15 protein-coding genes are annotated in these 15,813 nt (G+C 32.0%); 2 read left to right on the forward strand and 13 right to left on the reverse strand.

Features of this window, described 5'->3' with window-relative positions:
* Nucleotides 1–8: 8 nt before the first annotated feature.
* On the reverse strand, nucleotides 9–1,070 hold the full coding sequence (gene aroB / locus ERX46_RS05905; RefSeq protein WP_130092916.1) for a 3-dehydroquinate synthase: 1,062 nt from the start codon (nucleotides 1,068–1,070) through the stop codon (nucleotides 9–11).
* A 133-nt stretch (nucleotides 1,071–1,203) separates the two neighbouring features.
* Here aroB and ERX46_RS05910 point away from each other — a divergent pair, with 133 nt between their 5' ends.
* Both ERX46_RS05910 and ERX46_RS05915 read left to right on the forward strand, forming a co-directional pair.
* Nucleotides 1,204–2,376: a proline dehydrogenase family protein gene (locus ERX46_RS05910; RefSeq protein ID WP_130092917.1), complete on the forward strand. Its 1,173-nt coding sequence runs from the start codon at nucleotides 1,204–1,206 to the stop codon at nucleotides 2,374–2,376.
* Between the two features lie 527 nt (nucleotides 2,377–2,903).
* The gene (locus ERX46_RS05915; RefSeq protein ID WP_130092918.1) at nucleotides 2,904–3,950 is read left to right on the forward strand and encodes a choice-of-anchor L domain-containing protein; all 1,047 of its coding nucleotides are present in this window, start codon (nucleotides 2,904–2,906) and stop codon (nucleotides 3,948–3,950) included.
* Between the two features lie 227 nt (nucleotides 3,951–4,177).
* On the opposite strand, the gene ERX46_RS05920 is transcribed toward ERX46_RS05915, so the two are convergent.
* The 12 genes from ERX46_RS05920 to ERX46_RS05975 all read right to left on the reverse strand — a co-directional run bounded on the left by ERX46_RS05920 (nucleotide 4,178) and on the right by ERX46_RS05975 (nucleotide 15,669).
* Nucleotides 4,178–4,759 (reverse strand): HutD/Ves family protein, encoded by a 582-nt coding sequence (locus tag ERX46_RS05920; RefSeq protein WP_130092919.1) that lies wholly within the window; start codon nucleotides 4,757–4,759, stop codon nucleotides 4,178–4,180.
* A gap of 62 nt (nucleotides 4,760–4,821) precedes the next feature.
* Entirely contained in the window at nucleotides 4,822–5,541 is a 720-nt protein-coding gene (locus ERX46_RS05925; protein WP_130092920.1) for a hypothetical protein, read from the reverse strand.
* 176 nt (nucleotides 5,542–5,717) lie between these two features.
* Nucleotides 5,718–6,104, reverse strand: a complete 387-nt coding sequence (locus ERX46_RS05930) for a hypothetical protein (protein WP_130092921.1) — start codon at nucleotides 6,102–6,104, stop codon at nucleotides 5,718–5,720.
* A 15-nt stretch (nucleotides 6,105–6,119) separates the two neighbouring features.
* Nucleotides 6,120–6,302, reverse strand: coding sequence for a hypothetical protein (locus ERX46_RS05935; protein ID WP_130092922.1), 183 nt, complete (start codon nucleotides 6,300–6,302; stop codon nucleotides 6,120–6,122).
* A 148-nt stretch (nucleotides 6,303–6,450) separates the two neighbouring features.
* On the reverse strand, nucleotides 6,451–7,095 hold the full coding sequence (locus ERX46_RS05940) for a DNA alkylation repair protein (protein WP_130092923.1): 645 nt from the start codon (nucleotides 7,093–7,095) through the stop codon (nucleotides 6,451–6,453).
* 817 nt (nucleotides 7,096–7,912) lie between these two features.
* On the reverse strand, nucleotides 7,913–8,644 hold the full coding sequence (locus ERX46_RS05945) for a DUF6090 family protein (RefSeq protein ID WP_130092924.1): 732 nt from the start codon (nucleotides 8,642–8,644) through the stop codon (nucleotides 7,913–7,915).
* Between the two features lie 109 nt (nucleotides 8,645–8,753).
* Nucleotides 8,754–10,037, reverse strand: coding sequence for an agmatine deiminase family protein (locus tag ERX46_RS05950; protein WP_130092925.1), 1,284 nt, complete (start codon nucleotides 10,035–10,037; stop codon nucleotides 8,754–8,756).
* Nucleotides 10,038–10,298: 261 nt separating this feature from the next.
* Nucleotides 10,299–11,027 carry a tRNA-uridine aminocarboxypropyltransferase gene (locus ERX46_RS05955; protein WP_262708082.1) on the reverse strand — a complete coding sequence of 243 codons (729 nt, stop codon included), beginning with the start codon at nucleotides 11,025–11,027 and terminating at the stop codon, nucleotides 10,299–10,301.
* A gap of 601 nt (nucleotides 11,028–11,628) precedes the next feature.
* Nucleotides 11,629–12,642: a hypothetical protein gene (locus tag ERX46_RS05960; RefSeq protein WP_130092926.1), complete on the reverse strand. Its 1,014-nt coding sequence runs from the start codon at nucleotides 12,640–12,642 to the stop codon at nucleotides 11,629–11,631.
* A gap of 320 nt (nucleotides 12,643–12,962) precedes the next feature.
* Nucleotides 12,963–13,694: a DUF6090 family protein gene (locus ERX46_RS05965; RefSeq protein WP_130092927.1), complete on the reverse strand. Its 732-nt coding sequence runs from the start codon at nucleotides 13,692–13,694 to the stop codon at nucleotides 12,963–12,965.
* Between the two features lie 254 nt (nucleotides 13,695–13,948).
* Nucleotides 13,949–14,677, reverse strand: a complete 729-nt coding sequence (locus ERX46_RS05970; RefSeq protein WP_130092928.1) for a DUF6090 family protein — start codon at nucleotides 14,675–14,677, stop codon at nucleotides 13,949–13,951.
* 245 nt (nucleotides 14,678–14,922) lie between these two features.
* Entirely contained in the window at nucleotides 14,923–15,669 is a 747-nt protein-coding gene (locus ERX46_RS05975; RefSeq protein ID WP_130092929.1) for a DUF6090 family protein, read from the reverse strand.
* Nucleotides 15,670–15,813 lie beyond the last annotated feature (144 nt).

Consider the following 15,813-nt stretch of genomic DNA (forward strand, 5'->3'; position numbering starts at 1 on the left):
ACTTATAATTATTTAAAAACATCATTTAACGCTTCTACAATTTGTTCTTCTTCTAATTGATAATCCACTGTTGATTCTCCAATTGCATTCAATAAAGTGAAATTGATTTTATCTCCTTGGTTCTTCTTGTCATGACGCATCAAATGAATAAGATTTCCAAATTCGGATTCATCTATAGTCAATTCAGGATAAGTTTTTCGAATAAAAGTTTCAATTGTCTCTAATTCTTTTTCAGTTAAACCAGCAAATTCATAAGAGAGATAAGATTCAACCAACATTCCCCAAGCTACACATTCGCCATGGGTGATTTCAACACCTTTCTCTAATAAATATCCTTCTATGCTGTGTCCGATTGTGTGACCGAAATTCAATTTCTTGCGTTCCCCTTGTTCCTTATAATCTCTATCTACAATATCTGATTTAATCTGAATCGCTGCTTCGATTAACTTCTCAGATGGAATTTCGTTTTTATCTTTCAATAAATCATTAAATAACGATGCCGAAGCAATCAATCCATGTTTAATCATTTCAGCCTTTCCAGAAAGTAATTCTTTTGGCTCTAAAGTATGTAGAAATGAAGGATCGCAAACTGTTAATTCAGGCGCTGAAAAAACCCCCAATTGATTTTTATGTGCTCCCAAATTAATTCCCGTTTTGCCACCAACAGAGGCATCAACCATCGATAAAAGCGTAGTTGGAATATTAATAAAGTCGATTCCGCGCTTATAAACTGAGGCAATAAATCCTCCCATGTCCGTCACTACTCCTCCACCGAGATTAATCACTAAATCGTTGCGTTGGATATGATAATTCGTGAAAGCTTCCCAAACTTGAAAGCAAACTTCCATGACTTTATTCTCCTCACCCGAAGGCAAAAGAATCACTTCAGCATCACTCAACGCTTCAAAAGTGGTCAATAAAAAAGGCCAACATTCTTGTTCCGTATTTTCATCGACGATAACAATTTTCTTGCTGTCTTTATATTTTGTGGTTAGAAGCAAGTTAAAACTAGAACTTGTCAACAATCCCAACTCTATTTTGTTACTTTTAGAGGCGATTTGCTTTGCCATACTTTATAATATTATGTTGATGGAGGACAAAGCAACTGAAACTTTTTAACTTTCGAAAGAAGATCAGTTAAAAAAATGAATAACATCAGTTAAAAAAGCTTGTCTATAAAATATTAGAAATTAAATTTGCCGAATGATATCATTTGATAATACAGAAATCGCGTTTAAATATAAGTCTACAAAAGACTTGAAGCGCGCGTACACCATGTTTAAACTAGTGGGTAAATCTTGGTTAGTACAATTTGGAAAATTCATGGTTCCTATTGCTTTCAAGCTTAGGCTACCAATCAATGGAATTATAAAAGCCACTATTTTTAAGCAATTTTGTGGTGGAGAAACAATTGATAATTGTGATGACACTATTAAAACCCTTCATGAAAACAATGTAGGAACGATTCTCGATTATTCTGTTGAAGGAAAAACTGATGAAAAAGATTTTGATTTCACACGTGATGAAATTCTAGCAACAATAGAAAAAGCCAATGGAAATAAAGGAATTCCTTTCTCTGTATTTAAAGTTACTGGGCTTTCGCGTCATGCATTATTAGAAAAATTAAACGATGAAAAAGCTGAACCAAGCGCATTAGAAAAAGCAGAATTTGCAAGAGTCGTGAACCGCATAAATGATATTTGTAAACACGCGCATGATTCTAAAGTTCCCATTTTTATTGATGCCGAAGAATCTTGGATTCAAGAAACCTTAGACAGAGTTGTTGAGTCCATGATGGCGAAATACAACAAAGAGCAATGTATAGTTTACAATACTTTTCAAATGTATCGTCATGACAGATTGCAACATATTAAGGAAGGAATAGAAAAAGCGAAAAGAGAAGGATACAAATTTGGTGGAAAAGTTGTTCGTGGTGCTTACATGGAAAAAGAACGTGAAAGAGCTGCGGAAATGGAATATCCATCGCCAATTCAACCTGACAAAATCTCAACTGATATTGATTTTAATGCAGCGATTAAATTAATGGTTGAAGAAATCGAACATTGTGCACTCTGCTGTGGAACACATAACGAGGACAGTTCGCACATGTTGGTCAACTTAATGGATGAAAAAAACATTGCAAAAGATGATAAAAGAATCTATTTCGCTCAACTTTTAGGAATGTCAGACAACATTTCATTCAACCTAGCCTATCATGGTTATCAAGTGGCAAAATATGTTCCTTACGGTCCTGTTAAAGAAGTTATGCCATATTTGTTGAGAAGAGCGGATGAGAATACTTCTGTTGCCGGTCAAACGGGAAGGGAGTTGAATTTGATTTCTAGAGAATGGAAGAGGCGGAAGCTTTTGAAATAATTGATAATTCACAATTGATAATTGATAATTATTAATGTTTAAGGTTTAATTATTAATGCGATAGGGGTGTGTTTTAATTTTAAACGAAAAAAGAGCTTCGAAATATGCTGCTTTTTGGAAGAGTAATTCTTGATTTTAAGCTATGTTTCTTTTACTACTAATTATTAAGCATGGATTTTATCCTAAACAAATTGCTGGTTATTTGCCCTTTACTTTAACTCGCCAGAAGGGATTAAGTTAGGGGTTTTTAGCTAATCTGTGATTTCAGAGTTTTTCACGACAGTGTAATCTTTTCTATTTTCTAATTAAATTTCGATTCATTTTTACGAGAAGATAATTAAATATTTATTCACGTTAGAGAATTATATTTAATTGAAAATAGTAAATCCATAAACTAAATCATCGCTTATGATTAGCATTTATTTCCGAAATCACTCATAATCAAATACAAAGCGTGGAAATTTTTAATCTATATATTTCATAAAAAAAACTTAACTTAGTTTTCTCAAAACTTAAAGAACTACTTTATGAAAACTATATTAGCCATATTATTCTCACTCAACTTACTTATAATCAACGCGCAATTAACGACTAACAATAGTTTAAGTCCTAATTTCCTTGCACAATCTATACTTTCTGGTTATGGTGTTAATGTTTCAAATGTGAGTTATACAGGGAATGTTTCCTCAATGGGCTTATTTAATGGAGCAAATACTGTTCTAGAAATTCAGTACGGTTTGATAATGACAACAGGAACTGCGGGATATAGTGAAAATGGTCCTCACGGTCCAAATGACCAATCAAATGCTGGGGTTGATAATGGCGCGCTCGGCAACGCTTTACTAACACAATTGGCAGGTGTTGAAACTTATAATGCTTCTCTTTTAGAATTTGACCTAGTTGCAAATTCTGACACATTGAAATTAGATTACATCTTCGGATCTGACGAATATCCAGAATTTGTTGGAACTAGTTTTAACGGTGTTTTTGGAATATTTATTTCTGGACCTGGAATTGTTGGAGGGATTCAAAATATAGCTACAGTTCCTAATACTTCCCAACCGATTAATATCAATACTATTAACCAACTAACCAACCCTATTTTTTATAATAACAACGGTAATGGAACAGAAGCTCCTTTCAATCAAGATGATCAATTCATTCAATACGATGGGTTCACGACTAAATTAACAGCATATTCTCAAATTATTCCTGGTGAAACCTATCATTTAATCATTGGTATTGCAGATGTTGGTGACGGCATTTATGATACTGGAGTATTTATAGAAGCCAGCAGTTTATCAACTAGGCTAACTGAATCACAAAAGATAAAACACGTCAATTTATATCCTAATCCCAATAAAGGCGTATTTTCGATTGAAAAGCCTTCAGAAAATGATGTTGAAAATTTGAAAGTTATTTCATCATTAGGACGAGAAGTTTCTTTTAAAATTGAAAAAAATAACGATTCTCAAATTAGAATTAAACTTGAGAAAGCAAATCCTGGAGTTTATTGGATAAATTTCAATTCTAAAAATGGAGATTTTTATTCATCTAAATTTGTGGTAGAATAAGCGGGAAAGACAGGAAGGCTTTATAATTATTAAGGCTTGATCTAATTAATAATGTTTAAGGTTTAATTATTAACGCAATAGGGATCTTAATTATTAACTCTAAAGGTTTGATTATTAACGTTATATGGATTTTAATTATTAATATATAAGAATATAATCCGCCAGTTGTCCGACAAGTGGTTTAACGCTTTAGGAGATCAGTTTATTTTATTAGAGGTATTGCATTTTTACTTATTAACTTGCACCACTACAATTCCAAAAGCTTCATCGCTACTAATAGCAATCGAAGGAACATCGAAGTCTTGAATAACCAACAAATTCCCTTTTTGAAGTAAATAATCTTCTCCTGAAATCTCTACAGTAATATTTCCATTAGTTGCGTAGAAAAATAAATCTTTGCAATTTAAAAGGGGTGCAAACTTGAAATTCTTCGCTCCGTTCATCCTCAAGGGATACAATCCAATCTCTTTATCACCAGTTGTCATGACATTAAAATCTGTGCAAGTTCCTATAGAAGTTGTTTTCCAATCTCCTTTGAAAGTATCTACATCGAAAGGTTTCAGGTGTTTGCTGTATTGATCTTCATGCGAAATAGTGATTCCCCCTTCCAAAATCATCAACTTTCGATTTATGCCAGGCAGAGAAGTGAAAGTAGATTCGTTTGCTTCGACTTTGGCTGTACTGATTCTTAGATTGAAATCTTTATTTGCTAAAGTTGCGCTCTCTGGGGAGATGTAGAGTTGCGTTGTTGTTCCTCCAGACCAATTTGTGGTTTGGAAGTTTTTCGGGGTGAGTATCTTGAATTTCATTTGAAATTTTTGTTATTATTTTGGATGTCAAAATGAGCAGTTAAATTATCAAACACAATATACTACGATGTTTGATTTTTACTTAACAAATCGCTTACATCTTCACCATTCCATATTCCTGCCATTTTATAAGGTACAAATCGAGCAAACAATTCCTCTTTGTACCAATTCAATTTACGCGTGAGTTTGATAACTTTTTTATGCGCTTCGTTCTTATAAGCATAATCCATCATTTCAGCTTGCGTTTGCCAAATACTAATCGTTGCTTGCTGGATAAGTGGCCACTCGCCTATTCCAATAGAAACAAGAACACCATCGTAATTCTCTAAACTGTGACTTACTTTTCCTACTTTCCTCCAAAAGGAAATTAATTTAGTAAAACGAATTCTTGCTCTTGTTAGCACTAAAACAGGTTGATCCAACTCCAATTTTGCTTTCTTTTTAAAAGGTTGTTTTTTATCCCAAAAACCATGTGATTCAGCAGCATTTGAAAACACAGTAAAATTTTCAGTGCTTTTTTCTTGATAGTTTTTGAAGAAAGTATTTTCATTGAAAAAATTCTCCGCCTCTTTTTCAGAGTTCCATACGCAAAGCAAAACATAAGTACCAAAATTAGGAATAGAACTAAAACCGTTTTTGGATCCCGATCCTAATATTTTAGAGAATGTTAAACCTTCAACATTTTTTAAAGAATAATGTCCCAGCTGCATTTGCTTAAATGCCCACCATTTGGCGGAGAGAGTGTCTAGCTTAAAAAAACTGCATGTGGTGACTTGATTCATATGTAATTGTTATTATACTTTTTGGCAAATTGTTCAATTTGGATTTTTTTTAACAAGCCTGCTTATACGAATAAAAAAACACCGTAACACGTGTTATTGTTTTGAATGTTTATAGTTCATGTAGGTGAAAATCAAAAAACGAAGGGTAAATTAGTTCAATACCAATCGCTCCTCACTCATGTTTTCTTTAAAATCCTAAATAACAAGAAAGCAAAAAGACCTGTTACAAGCGCAAAAAACTTTTCGAAATTTGTTTTTGCAAAAACATTCCCTATGGTATTGAGAATAAAGATTACAAAGAAGATCCAGAGAATTATATTGACAATTCGATTAGAAAACTTAAATTTTACCAGATTACCTCTCATTAATAAAATCCATATCAAAAATAGATTGACTAGAATTGAAATGGATTCAAACACATACATTTCTTGGTCATTTTGAAGCCTTCCACCCCAAGCTATGTCGTAAGGAATTATTTTTAGAAGAATACAAATATGGAAAATGGTTATTGCTGTCAATAATCCCAATAGCAGCTTAATTGCATTTTTAGATAAGAATTTCATGATATTTAGTGAAATCTAACCAAAATGAATCACTAAAAACAATACAATTACAAAAATAAAAACTCCATAAATCGCTATCTTAAATTTTGAATCTATGTTCTCACTTTTATAAAGTCCATACAAACCAAACGGAGGCCAAAACATCAATAACGTTCCAACCAATTGCGGCTTGTTGTACCATTTTTCTTTAGTTTCCATAATTGTGTTTTTTAGGTGAATCTTTGAAATAGCTATGTTTGCAGTTAATTACCTGAAAGTAAATATAATAAATCCACCTGAATTCAAAGATTATATTCCTAGTAAAAAGGAGAAAAGGATTTAGAATTGAACAAACATAAATACTCTATCACTTCAAGCCCAAATAATAATTTCTAGTCACCTGATCGAGTTTTTCAATCGCATACCGAAGCATTATTCTCGGCATATCCACAGCATATTTATCAAGAAAATCCCTCAACTTTTCTTCATCTCTTTTCCCTGCTTCTCTCACCCAACTTCCCACAGCGGTTTGAACAAAATGTTCTGAATCATGAACAAGGATTTCAGCGATTTTAAAGGTGTCTTCAATTTCATCTTTGCGAATGAAATAATAGGTACTCACAATTGCTGTTCGGCGCTCCATTGGATTTTTGGATTTCGCCAAATCATACAAAGGCTTCCTATCCATATCATACAAATATCCTCCTACAACATAAGGAGCTGCTCTATCCACCATTCCCCAATCGTCAATGAACTCATGATTTTGAATGTAAGCTTCATAAACGGCTTTTTTTTCTTCTTCGGAAGTTTTCTTATTTCGTGCTTTCCAATCTAAAATTGAAATAGCGCTGATTTTTTGATTGTTAGATTTGCCTTTCAAAAGTTTCACCACCTCATCCACTGGCATTTGCTGATATTCTTTCGCTAAAGCAAAGATTTCCCTTTTAGGAATTGCTCCAAGATAATCTCGGCCTATCATTTCTAAAGTTTCGATGAATTCTTCGGCTGACATTTGATTTTGTTTTTAGAATATAAATTTAGGATTCTAAATTGTAAAATGAATTGTCTTATGGTAAAAAAAAGAATGTTTTATGTATTAATATTGTTGAAATTAAGAATAGTTCTACCACCAATTTAATGGAATAAGGCATGCCATTGAGAATAAACTTTAAAGATTTTTCTAGTAATATACTTTTTTTAAAAATCGGCGATTATCATAAAACACCACAGGTGAAAAAATCCGCGATCATCCACTTCGACTTCGCTCTGCACATGCGCGTTGCTTGCAGTTCTTTCGCGGTGACTGAGCATGCGCTGCATTGAGCTTGTCGAAATGCCGAAGGTCCGCGTTCCATAACAGCGCACTCAAAAAGATCAATCAAAGCTCTTGGGTCCTTCATTTTACACAAACCTTATTTATAATTTAATTTTCACAAACAAGCATATAGAACCCTGTATTTCAATTTCTTATCCCCGACGGGACGGCATATTAATAGCCAAGGACATAAGTCCTTGGTTTAAAAAAAATAGATATAATACAAAACCCCACAAAATCGACCTAATTGCATGCAATTAGGTCGATTTTGTGGGGTTTTGTTTCGGTTTGTATCGTTTGGCGGATGGACTTACTTCCATCCCTATTAACATGCCGTCCCTCGGGGACTTCGAATGATAAATAATTAAATATCAGTAACTTATAAAGTTAAGCCAATTGTATTTTAATAGAAAGTTTCCATTTAAATAAAAGTAGTACCAAATTAACAATCGTTTTGCCTCAATTAAAATCATAGATTTTAAATCTACCCACACAAAATCATATAGAACCTTTGTTATTTATCAATTTTTTCTAAATATTCCTCCAGAACATGTTTTGCTCTACTTGTCTGTTCAATAAGATTATTTCGATGTTGTATTGTTAACCTTTTAGCTGCAATTGTCATGGATAAAAAGTTGAAGAATTTTTGATTAGTCTTAAGTTCACTAAAATTATTGGGTCGCATAGAAAAAAATGATTTACCTGTTTCAAAATAAGCTATAGATATATCATATCTGCGGTTTACTATATCTAATTCAAAAGCATTCCCTGCTTGCTCTATCATTGGAAGCGATTGTTCGAATAATTCTATCAAAACCCGTTTTAAGGTATCGTTATGAATTAAGTCTATTCCCCTTTCTTTCAGATTTTCATAAGCACCATCTATTACGAAGTAAGGGCTATATACTCCTATAAGACCGAACATTATATCTAATGAATCATGATAGGTTGAGTTTTCATCCTTAAGAATTTCAATCAATTTCTCGCCATTATTTAGTATAGTGGAATCATGTTTCAAATAACTCTCTTGCTGAATAATATTTTGGTCAAGGTTTCGTCCAACTTCTTTTAAAGCTGATATTTCATTTATTCTTAGTTTTCTATTTTCATTCCAGTTGTTTACCTGTAAGGCTAGCAAAATACCAATCATGACAAGCAGTATTTCACCAGTGGCATAAAGCAAGTATTTACCAAACTTGTTTTCGATAAGCATGCGTTGTCGAAATTTTCTAAAGAATTTTATCATTGGTTAGTGGTTTATTGAAATATAATAATTGGTTTATGACATAGCATAAATTCGAAATAGATGTTCATCAAATTTAAAAAAAAACAAACTGTCTTTCAGTCATTTAACTCTATCTGTTTAAAAACTTAGGATGATTCATACTAATGCAATGTATTCCGCCACCACCCAAATTAACAGCAAGAGCATCAATCATTACTATTTTTCGGCGAGTAAAAACAGATTGCAATATTTGCGCTGCCTTTTCATCTTTTTCTTTCAATTCAATAGGCATTCCTTCTCGCCAACAAGTTTGACCAACGATTACTTTGTCGGTAATAATAAAGTTGAGATAACTAAATGCTGGCATAACCTTTACGGTGTCTCCAGAAGGGAAAATACTTCCATCAATGTAATCAAGTGTTTTAATGTATTCATAAACATAATCACCGGGACTCAATGTTGAAAAAATAGTTACTGCTAGTGGCATTCGAATAATAGTAAATGGGTTATCATCTTGATCTGTTGCTGCGGATAAGATTTGATAATTTTCTTCAATTCGTTTGTGATTTTCATAAGCAATTGGGTCGCTAAATTCTGAACTATCTATTTGTGCCAAAAGGATTGTGGAGTCATTTACAAAACGCGCAAATTCGTCAATGTGCCCGTTTGTGGTAACAACAGTGTAGGCTTTTGTTCCGTCAGAAGTTAAAACAGGGCCTAGGAAAGTGTGGCTGTCTTCAACTAAACCTTGTTTCAGCCAAATCGTTTTTTTAACTCCTAAAAGTCGATTGTATTCAGCCTCCATTTCCTTTTTGGTCATGGTTGGATTTCTTCCCATTTCAACCGATTCTGTGGTCAACAAAATTCCTTTTCCGTTTACTTCTCTATTCCCGCCTTCACTAATCATTGTACTCGAAATAACAGGTAAGTTATAATGTTCAGCTGCTCTTACATCATACATTTCTTCTGTTTTCGTATCGTTGTCTAAAGTATCTGAATATCCCCAAGAATTAAAATTAAAGTCCGCAATTGCCAAAGTATTTTTATTTGTTTCTACGAATGTTGGCCCCATGTCTCTTACCCAAATTTCAAAAGATGGGATTTCTATAAATTTAATACTTGGCTGATTACCAAAGTGATTTTCTACCGTTTGTTTTGCTTGTCCTAGGAGTTCTTTATCCTTGCAAGTAACTACAATGTTACTATTGTCAATTAAAGCTTCAATAATAGAAAGGGTAACATTTTCAACCGATTCTCCTTCTTTGTGATTCGTGGATGGCCATATCAACCAAATCGCTTCTTGGGCTTCAAACTCTGCTGGTTGGTTTACAACAATTAGAATGTCTGTTGATTTTGGAGCAGAGCATGAAATGATAAAAAAGACGATTAAAAAGATGGAAAAAATCGATTTCATAAGGTGTGTTATGTGTTTTGGTGCTGTTTGAAAATTGGTTAATCTTTTTTGGATTAATTAAATTAATTTTGATATTCAAATTTAGTAAAACTAATTGATTATCAAGTATCTGATTTCAATTTATAGTTAGGAAAGAAAATAGAGTTTGTGAATGATTAGTTAAGTGGTTTAGCAAGGATCTTTTTTAATACAAGCTGAATTTAGAAAATCCATATCTTTATGTTTTAAAATATTCACCCATCAACTTCCACAAAAATACACCTAACCTTCTTGTTCAAAAATAATATTTCTTTCCGAATCTTTTTTGTACATGTTCTTAGGAATAATCCCTTTGTTCGCATTTGAACGATAGCTTTTATTATGTGGATTTAGAATACATTCGAGTTGATACTCAATCATTTTTTCAAAAGGAAAAAGGAAATTCTTCGTGTCGCATTGTTCTAAGTTGCCTTCTTTAAGTAAATTTATGACAGTAAAAACTGACTCAATAGTACTGAGGCAAAGAGATGCTGGTTGCTGCTTAATTATAAATTTTGATTTTATTTTATTATCAAAACTCACTCTTTTTAGTTTTTGCAAATTCTTACTTAGTTTAAGCATTTTACGGGCGCAAGGCCATGTGCCATCGAGAAGGAAGATGCTTGGGTTATTACCCATAAATGAATTTATTTCTGAACCTTTGCTCGTCGATAAGTTGAAATTTTCTTTTCCTGGATAAAGCAAAAAAGAAGAACTATTTTCTTTATTCAGTATTTCATTTACACGTTTATTATCGGTAAAATCGACACCCACTATAATTTCTGAATTTTCAAGTTGAAGATTGGTCATTCGTCCCGTTCCGTTTTTTTCTTTTTTGTACTCCATTGGGTGCATAAGAATAATAAAACGTGTTTTGGTCTGTAAAGGATTAGTGTGTTTACAAATACATGCACTCGAAGGCCTCATGCATTTGTAACATTTGATTCTTGGATTTTTTATTTCTACTTGCAAAGTGAATGTTTATTTATTTTTCTGATTACCAATCTTTTATATCATGGGCGCAACTGGTTAGCGTATTGTTTATCGAAAATACAAATATTTAATCTTCAAGAATACAAAAGTAGAAGGTTTTTACATTCATGCAAAGGCTATTCTAGCAAAAATGTTTTAATAATTCTCAATCAAAGATTCATAAGGAATATTCAATTTTTCGTGTAAGTTTCTAATCATATTAAGAGAAAGTTTTCTTTTTCTACTTAAAATTTCAGACACTCTGCTTTTATAACCTATGATTTGAGCTAAATCTTTATTTGACAAAAGTTACCAATATGGTAAAACTAAATAAAAAGAGTTCCTTGAATTACTCATCCTCCGTCTCTTTAGAAAATTGGTTTATATGCTAAAGATTTAATGAATGCTATTATTTTATTACCAGAAATGATAGGAGAGTTGAGTTATAGTTGTTCTATTTAAGGTTTGCTAACAGATAAGGCTTTGCGGCGGCCTGTTTAATAAATGTTTTACCGAAGATACAAACATTTAGATTTACATGAATGTAAAAATAGAAGGTTATTAAAGGCTGACCGTCAAAGGCTGTGTTAGCAATTTACTTTTATTTTCTTGGCCAATTAGATGATTTGTAATCTGCATTTCCAATTCCTAAAGGTAATCTTTGTGCAAAATGCGGTTCAGGATTAAAAACTGCATCTTTTTGTAAAACAAAATTCAGCAATGCAAGTGAAGAACTTACTCCCATTGCATCTCGCATTGTTATGAGTAAAAAACCTGTATCAATAACGCAATTAATCCATATTGTAGCTTCTTCAATTGTTATAATCAAAGATGGTGGGTCAAAATGCATAAAGTGATTTCTTAATTCACGAAGCTTTGTGAAACTTGGTAAAAACTTTTCAGCTTTCAAATGATTCCCTGTTATTTTATAAATCCAATTTATTTTATCATCAAATTTTCTACCATGTCTTTTTCCTAAAACTTCAATGTCAAAAGTCCAATTCGGTAATGGATCATATTCAGCTTTAATATAAAACTGTGTGAGTGTTATTTCAACGAGAGAAATGGTATCACTTATTAATGACCTTAGGTCAAAAAACCAATCGTCATCAACAATAACTTGAGAGTTATTTATCAGTCTATCACGTAACTTTCTTATTCTATTTAAGAGTTGCGGTTGCAAAGTTGTGAAAGACCTACCTTCTCTACTCATTATAGGCTCAATAGGATATTTCTCGCCAAATTGTTGTTTAGTAAATCCATCAAAAACTGATAAACCATTTGGTGCTGTATGATCAAATTTGTGCCAATTAACAGCAATGTCAAGTGAAGTGTCAAGCCAAAAACATTCCAATGGTGATAAATTGAAATATTGATAATCGAAATAGCCTTTTTCTCTTATGTATTTCGCTATTATTAGATAATTGATTGGCTTACTACTTTGTTTTATTTCGTTTCCATCAATCCAATTTACATTATAAGTCTTGTTATCCTTTTTCCACTTTTTTCTAGTCTGTGTTTTCCCGAAATAATGCTCTATAATTCTGAAAGATATTTCTGTATTAACTCCAACCCTCTGTTTATCACTATAAATTATATATTTATGTTCGTTCATAACGATAGTTGTTAAAGTTTTTGCTACAATTGGCTAAACGTATTACGCATACCCAAGCTATATCTTTTCAATCAAATTTAATAATTTAATTAGACTTTTCATTGTTTAAACAATCACAAAAACTTAACTCTACATTTTCCGAAGTTAATCCATGTAAAATCCATTCACGAAAACGAAAATCCACTTCCCCCACCATAATTACCAGCAGAATTCCATCATTCAAAAAAACCTACAACAAAATTCAAAACATACCCTTACCAATCCACCAAATACTCAGATAAACCCTGATTTTTAAACTATTCAATTTGTTTTTGATAACATTACCAATTCGAAAGTCGTTCTATTTCTAACTCAAGCCTATTCAAAATACTTTCACATTCCTTCTTCGCTCTACTGTACCTGCTAATCGATACATTTCTTACTTGTGCTGTATATGCTAATCTACTGTGAAACACAGTATCTTTACTAATTTCATCGAAACTCCTTGGCTTTGCCGACTCAAAAAGTTTCCAATTGGTCATATTCTCAATCATAAAGATTTTGTTTTGTTCTAAATCTATGTAGTTAAAATTCCGCTGATTCTCCAAGATTTCAGAATAGATAATATCATACATCAACTGTACTTGTCTTCGCAAGCTGTCATTGCTGATAATGTCCAAACCTCTGGATTTTAAAGTCTCATAAGCACCAGTATTATTTACGAATACTGAAATAATATAGAATTGACCGAAATGGCGATCTAAACTATCATGATACGGCAATCCCTGATCGAAGGCAGAAATCAACTGCTCACACGCATAAAGTCCTTTCTTGTTAAAGTTAAGATTGAAGTTAATGTCATTCAAATCTTCCCTAAAAGACGATTTCAATTCACTCAATGTACTTATCTCTAGTATTTTTTCATTATTTTTTTCTTTCCAATTGTTGAGCTGTAACGCTATTAAAATTCCAATTACAACAAGTATAATTTCTCCACTGGCATAAAGTAGGTATTTACCCATCTTGTTTTCCAGAAGCATGCGTTGGCGAAATTTTCTAAAGAATTTTATCATTGGTTGGTGGTTTCTGATAATGAATCAAAACAATTGGATAGTCCAAAGCATAAATTCAGAATATATGTCAATCCAAATTTAACAAAACAAACTGAATTTCAATTATTTAATTCCATTTCAAACTTGAAACCATCATATTGAATAATAGTAGTTTTTATGGTTTAATTGAATCCTGTGTCAAGCAATTGTTTAGTGTATAGACGAGATGTTAATAAATTTAATCTTCTATTCAATATTGTACTTTGCTAATTCCATTAATTTTTAACCTCATTATAGGATTCCAAATCATCTATCAATTTATTCAGATCGAGAGAAGATCTTTCTAATACGCTGTTTAGGCGATTGCAGGTATTTAGAAATAATTTAGCATAAGAAATAAATTCTTTATCCACACTTTTAATTCTTTCCTTAATTTCTAAATTACTTTGATTTAAATCAATCAAATTATTTGGGACTAAAAAATTTAATTTACAATGAGTCCCATATTCAGTAGCTTTATCTAATTGTATTTTTACCCCCATTATTTTCAGACGGTACATATTGTCGATTTGTTTAGTCAAACTATCTGGTAATTGATTTAATAAGTCTGAGTTGGATAGACTGTTGTAGAGAGGCGAATTTTCATTTTGAAAATAAATATCCGTACCCAACCTTTTTAAAGTCCATTTTAGATTAGTAGTATCAATTTCTTTTTCATTTTCCCAATGATCTATTGTTTTATGAAATGATTTAATCACATTTTCAGTGTCTTTTAAGTCTGAGAAATGCTCTCTTTGTTTTCCTTTTAAATCTGAAATTAACAAATCAATTAATTGCCCCTCCAAGCGCTGTTCCTTTCTTTCTTCATTCCAATTATTAATCTGCAACGCTATTAATATTCCAATTACAACAAGTATAATTTCTCCACTGGCATAAAGCAGGTATTTACCCATCTTGTTTTCAATAAGCATGCGTTGGCGAAATTTTCTAAAGAATTTTATCATTTGGTTGGCGGTTTTTGCTGTTGGAGTAAAACAATTGGATAGTCTCTGTTAAGAGTTCCAGCCTAAATCTATTAATTTTAAATTTAATAAAACAAACTGAATTTCAGATATTTAATTCTAATTTCTACCAGAAAAGAAAATGTGAATATTCGTAAATTTTATTTATTTTGAAACCATCCTAGCTCTAAATTGTTAAGCGAATTTATCCAGAGAAGAGGATAGGCTTTCCATCTATTCTAATAATATCAATTCTCATTTATAATTTTGTCAATTTCTAAAATTAATCTCTTGGTTTTTTCTAACAAGATTGTTCTAAAATAATTGACTCCCTGAAGTCCAAATATTTTCGAAGAAATCGCAGCATTTAAGTCTATAATTAGCTTGTTGTGATCAATTTGTTCCCAAAACGGATTCAAAATCTGACCATTAATTGCGTTAGTGGCAATGTTTAGCGGATAACTTTGGGAATATTCTACACCGACATTTGCAGCAATTTCTAGATTAAAATCAATTCCTTTTAAAACGGTTAACTGGTAAGCATGGTGTTCTTGAATTTTTTTAACAAAACCCTTGTCAAGCAAATCCAAATTACCCGTTGCAATCAATGCATTAAATGTGCTTAAGTTCAATTCATTTGAAGGGTCAAAATAAGGTAAAAATTCGTAACGCGCTATTTCTATTATCGTGTCAATATCAGCAGTGACAGAGGAAAGTCGTTTTGACAAAGCCAAATTATTTGACATATCATTTGCAAAACGCGCTATTTGGTCTTCGAGTAAAATAACGTCAGCTCTTAAATCTGATTGCAATGCGATTATGTAACTATCACTGATTTTTTCCTTTTTAGATTCCTCATTCCATTCATTTACCTGTAAGGCAATTAAAATTCCAATGACAACAAGTATAATTTCTCCACTCGCATAAAGCAGGTATTTACTGAACTTGTTTTCAATCAAAGATTTTTGTCGAATTTTTCTAAAGAATTTTATCATTGGTTAGTTTTGATTTTAAAAGATGAACAATATTAGGCTAAATGCATTGATGAATTTACACCAAATGTCTTCCATTCAAAATTAACAAAACTAATTGATTTTGAAATATTTAAGGTTTTGTTAAATTGAAATGGTTATTTTGGA

This window comes from Brumimicrobium glaciale (assembly GCF_004152935.1).
In the GTDB taxonomy this organism is placed as follows: Bacteria; Bacteroidota; Bacteroidia; order Flavobacteriales_D; family Crocinitomicaceae; genus Brumimicrobium; species Brumimicrobium glaciale.

Bases quoted from the DNA above. Each gene is read 5' to 3' on its own strand.
- ERX46_RS05965 (WP_130092927.1), bottom strand. From the start codon at position 13,694: ATGATAAAATTCTTTAGAAAATTTCGCCAACGCATGCTTCTGGAAAAC.
- ERX46_RS05920 (WP_130092919.1), bottom strand. From the start codon at position 4,759: ATGAAATTCAAGATACTCACCCCGAAAAACTTCCAAACCACAAATTGG.
- ERX46_RS05915 (WP_130092918.1), top strand. From the start codon at position 2,904: ATGAAAACTATATTAGCCATATTATTCTCACTCAACTTACTTATAATC.
- ERX46_RS05925 (WP_130092920.1), bottom strand. From the start codon at position 5,541: ATGAATCAAGTCACCACATGCAGTTTTTTTAAGCTAGACACTCTCTCC.
- ERX46_RS05960 (WP_130092926.1), bottom strand. From the start codon at position 12,642: ATGAACGAACATAAATATATAATTTATAGTGATAAACAGAGGGTTGGA.
- ERX46_RS05950 (WP_130092925.1), bottom strand. From the start codon at position 10,037: ATGAAATCGATTTTTTCCATCTTTTTAATCGTCTTTTTTATCATTTCA.
- ERX46_RS05940 (WP_130092923.1), bottom strand. From the start codon at position 7,095: ATGTCAGCCGAAGAATTCATCGAAACTTTAGAAATGATAGGCCGAGAT.
- ERX46_RS05975 (WP_130092929.1), bottom strand. From the start codon at position 15,669: ATGATAAAATTCTTTAGAAAAATTCGACAAAAATCTTTGATTGAAAAC.
- ERX46_RS05970 (WP_130092928.1), bottom strand. From the start codon at position 14,677: ATGATAAAATTCTTTAGAAAATTTCGCCAACGCATGCTTATTGAAAAC.
- aroB (WP_130092916.1), bottom strand. From the start codon at position 1,070: ATGGCAAAGCAAATCGCCTCTAAAAGTAACAAAATAGAGTTGGGATTG.
- ERX46_RS05945 (WP_130092924.1), bottom strand. From the start codon at position 8,644: ATGATAAAATTCTTTAGAAAATTTCGACAACGCATGCTTATCGAAAAC.
- ERX46_RS05910 (WP_130092917.1), top strand. From the start codon at position 1,204: ATGATATCATTTGATAATACAGAAATCGCGTTTAAATATAAGTCTACA.
- ERX46_RS05930 (WP_130092921.1), bottom strand. From the start codon at position 6,104: ATGAAATTCTTATCTAAAAATGCAATTAAGCTGCTATTGGGATTATTG.
- ERX46_RS05935 (WP_130092922.1), bottom strand. From the start codon at position 6,302: ATGGAAACTAAAGAAAAATGGTACAACAAGCCGCAATTGGTTGGAACG.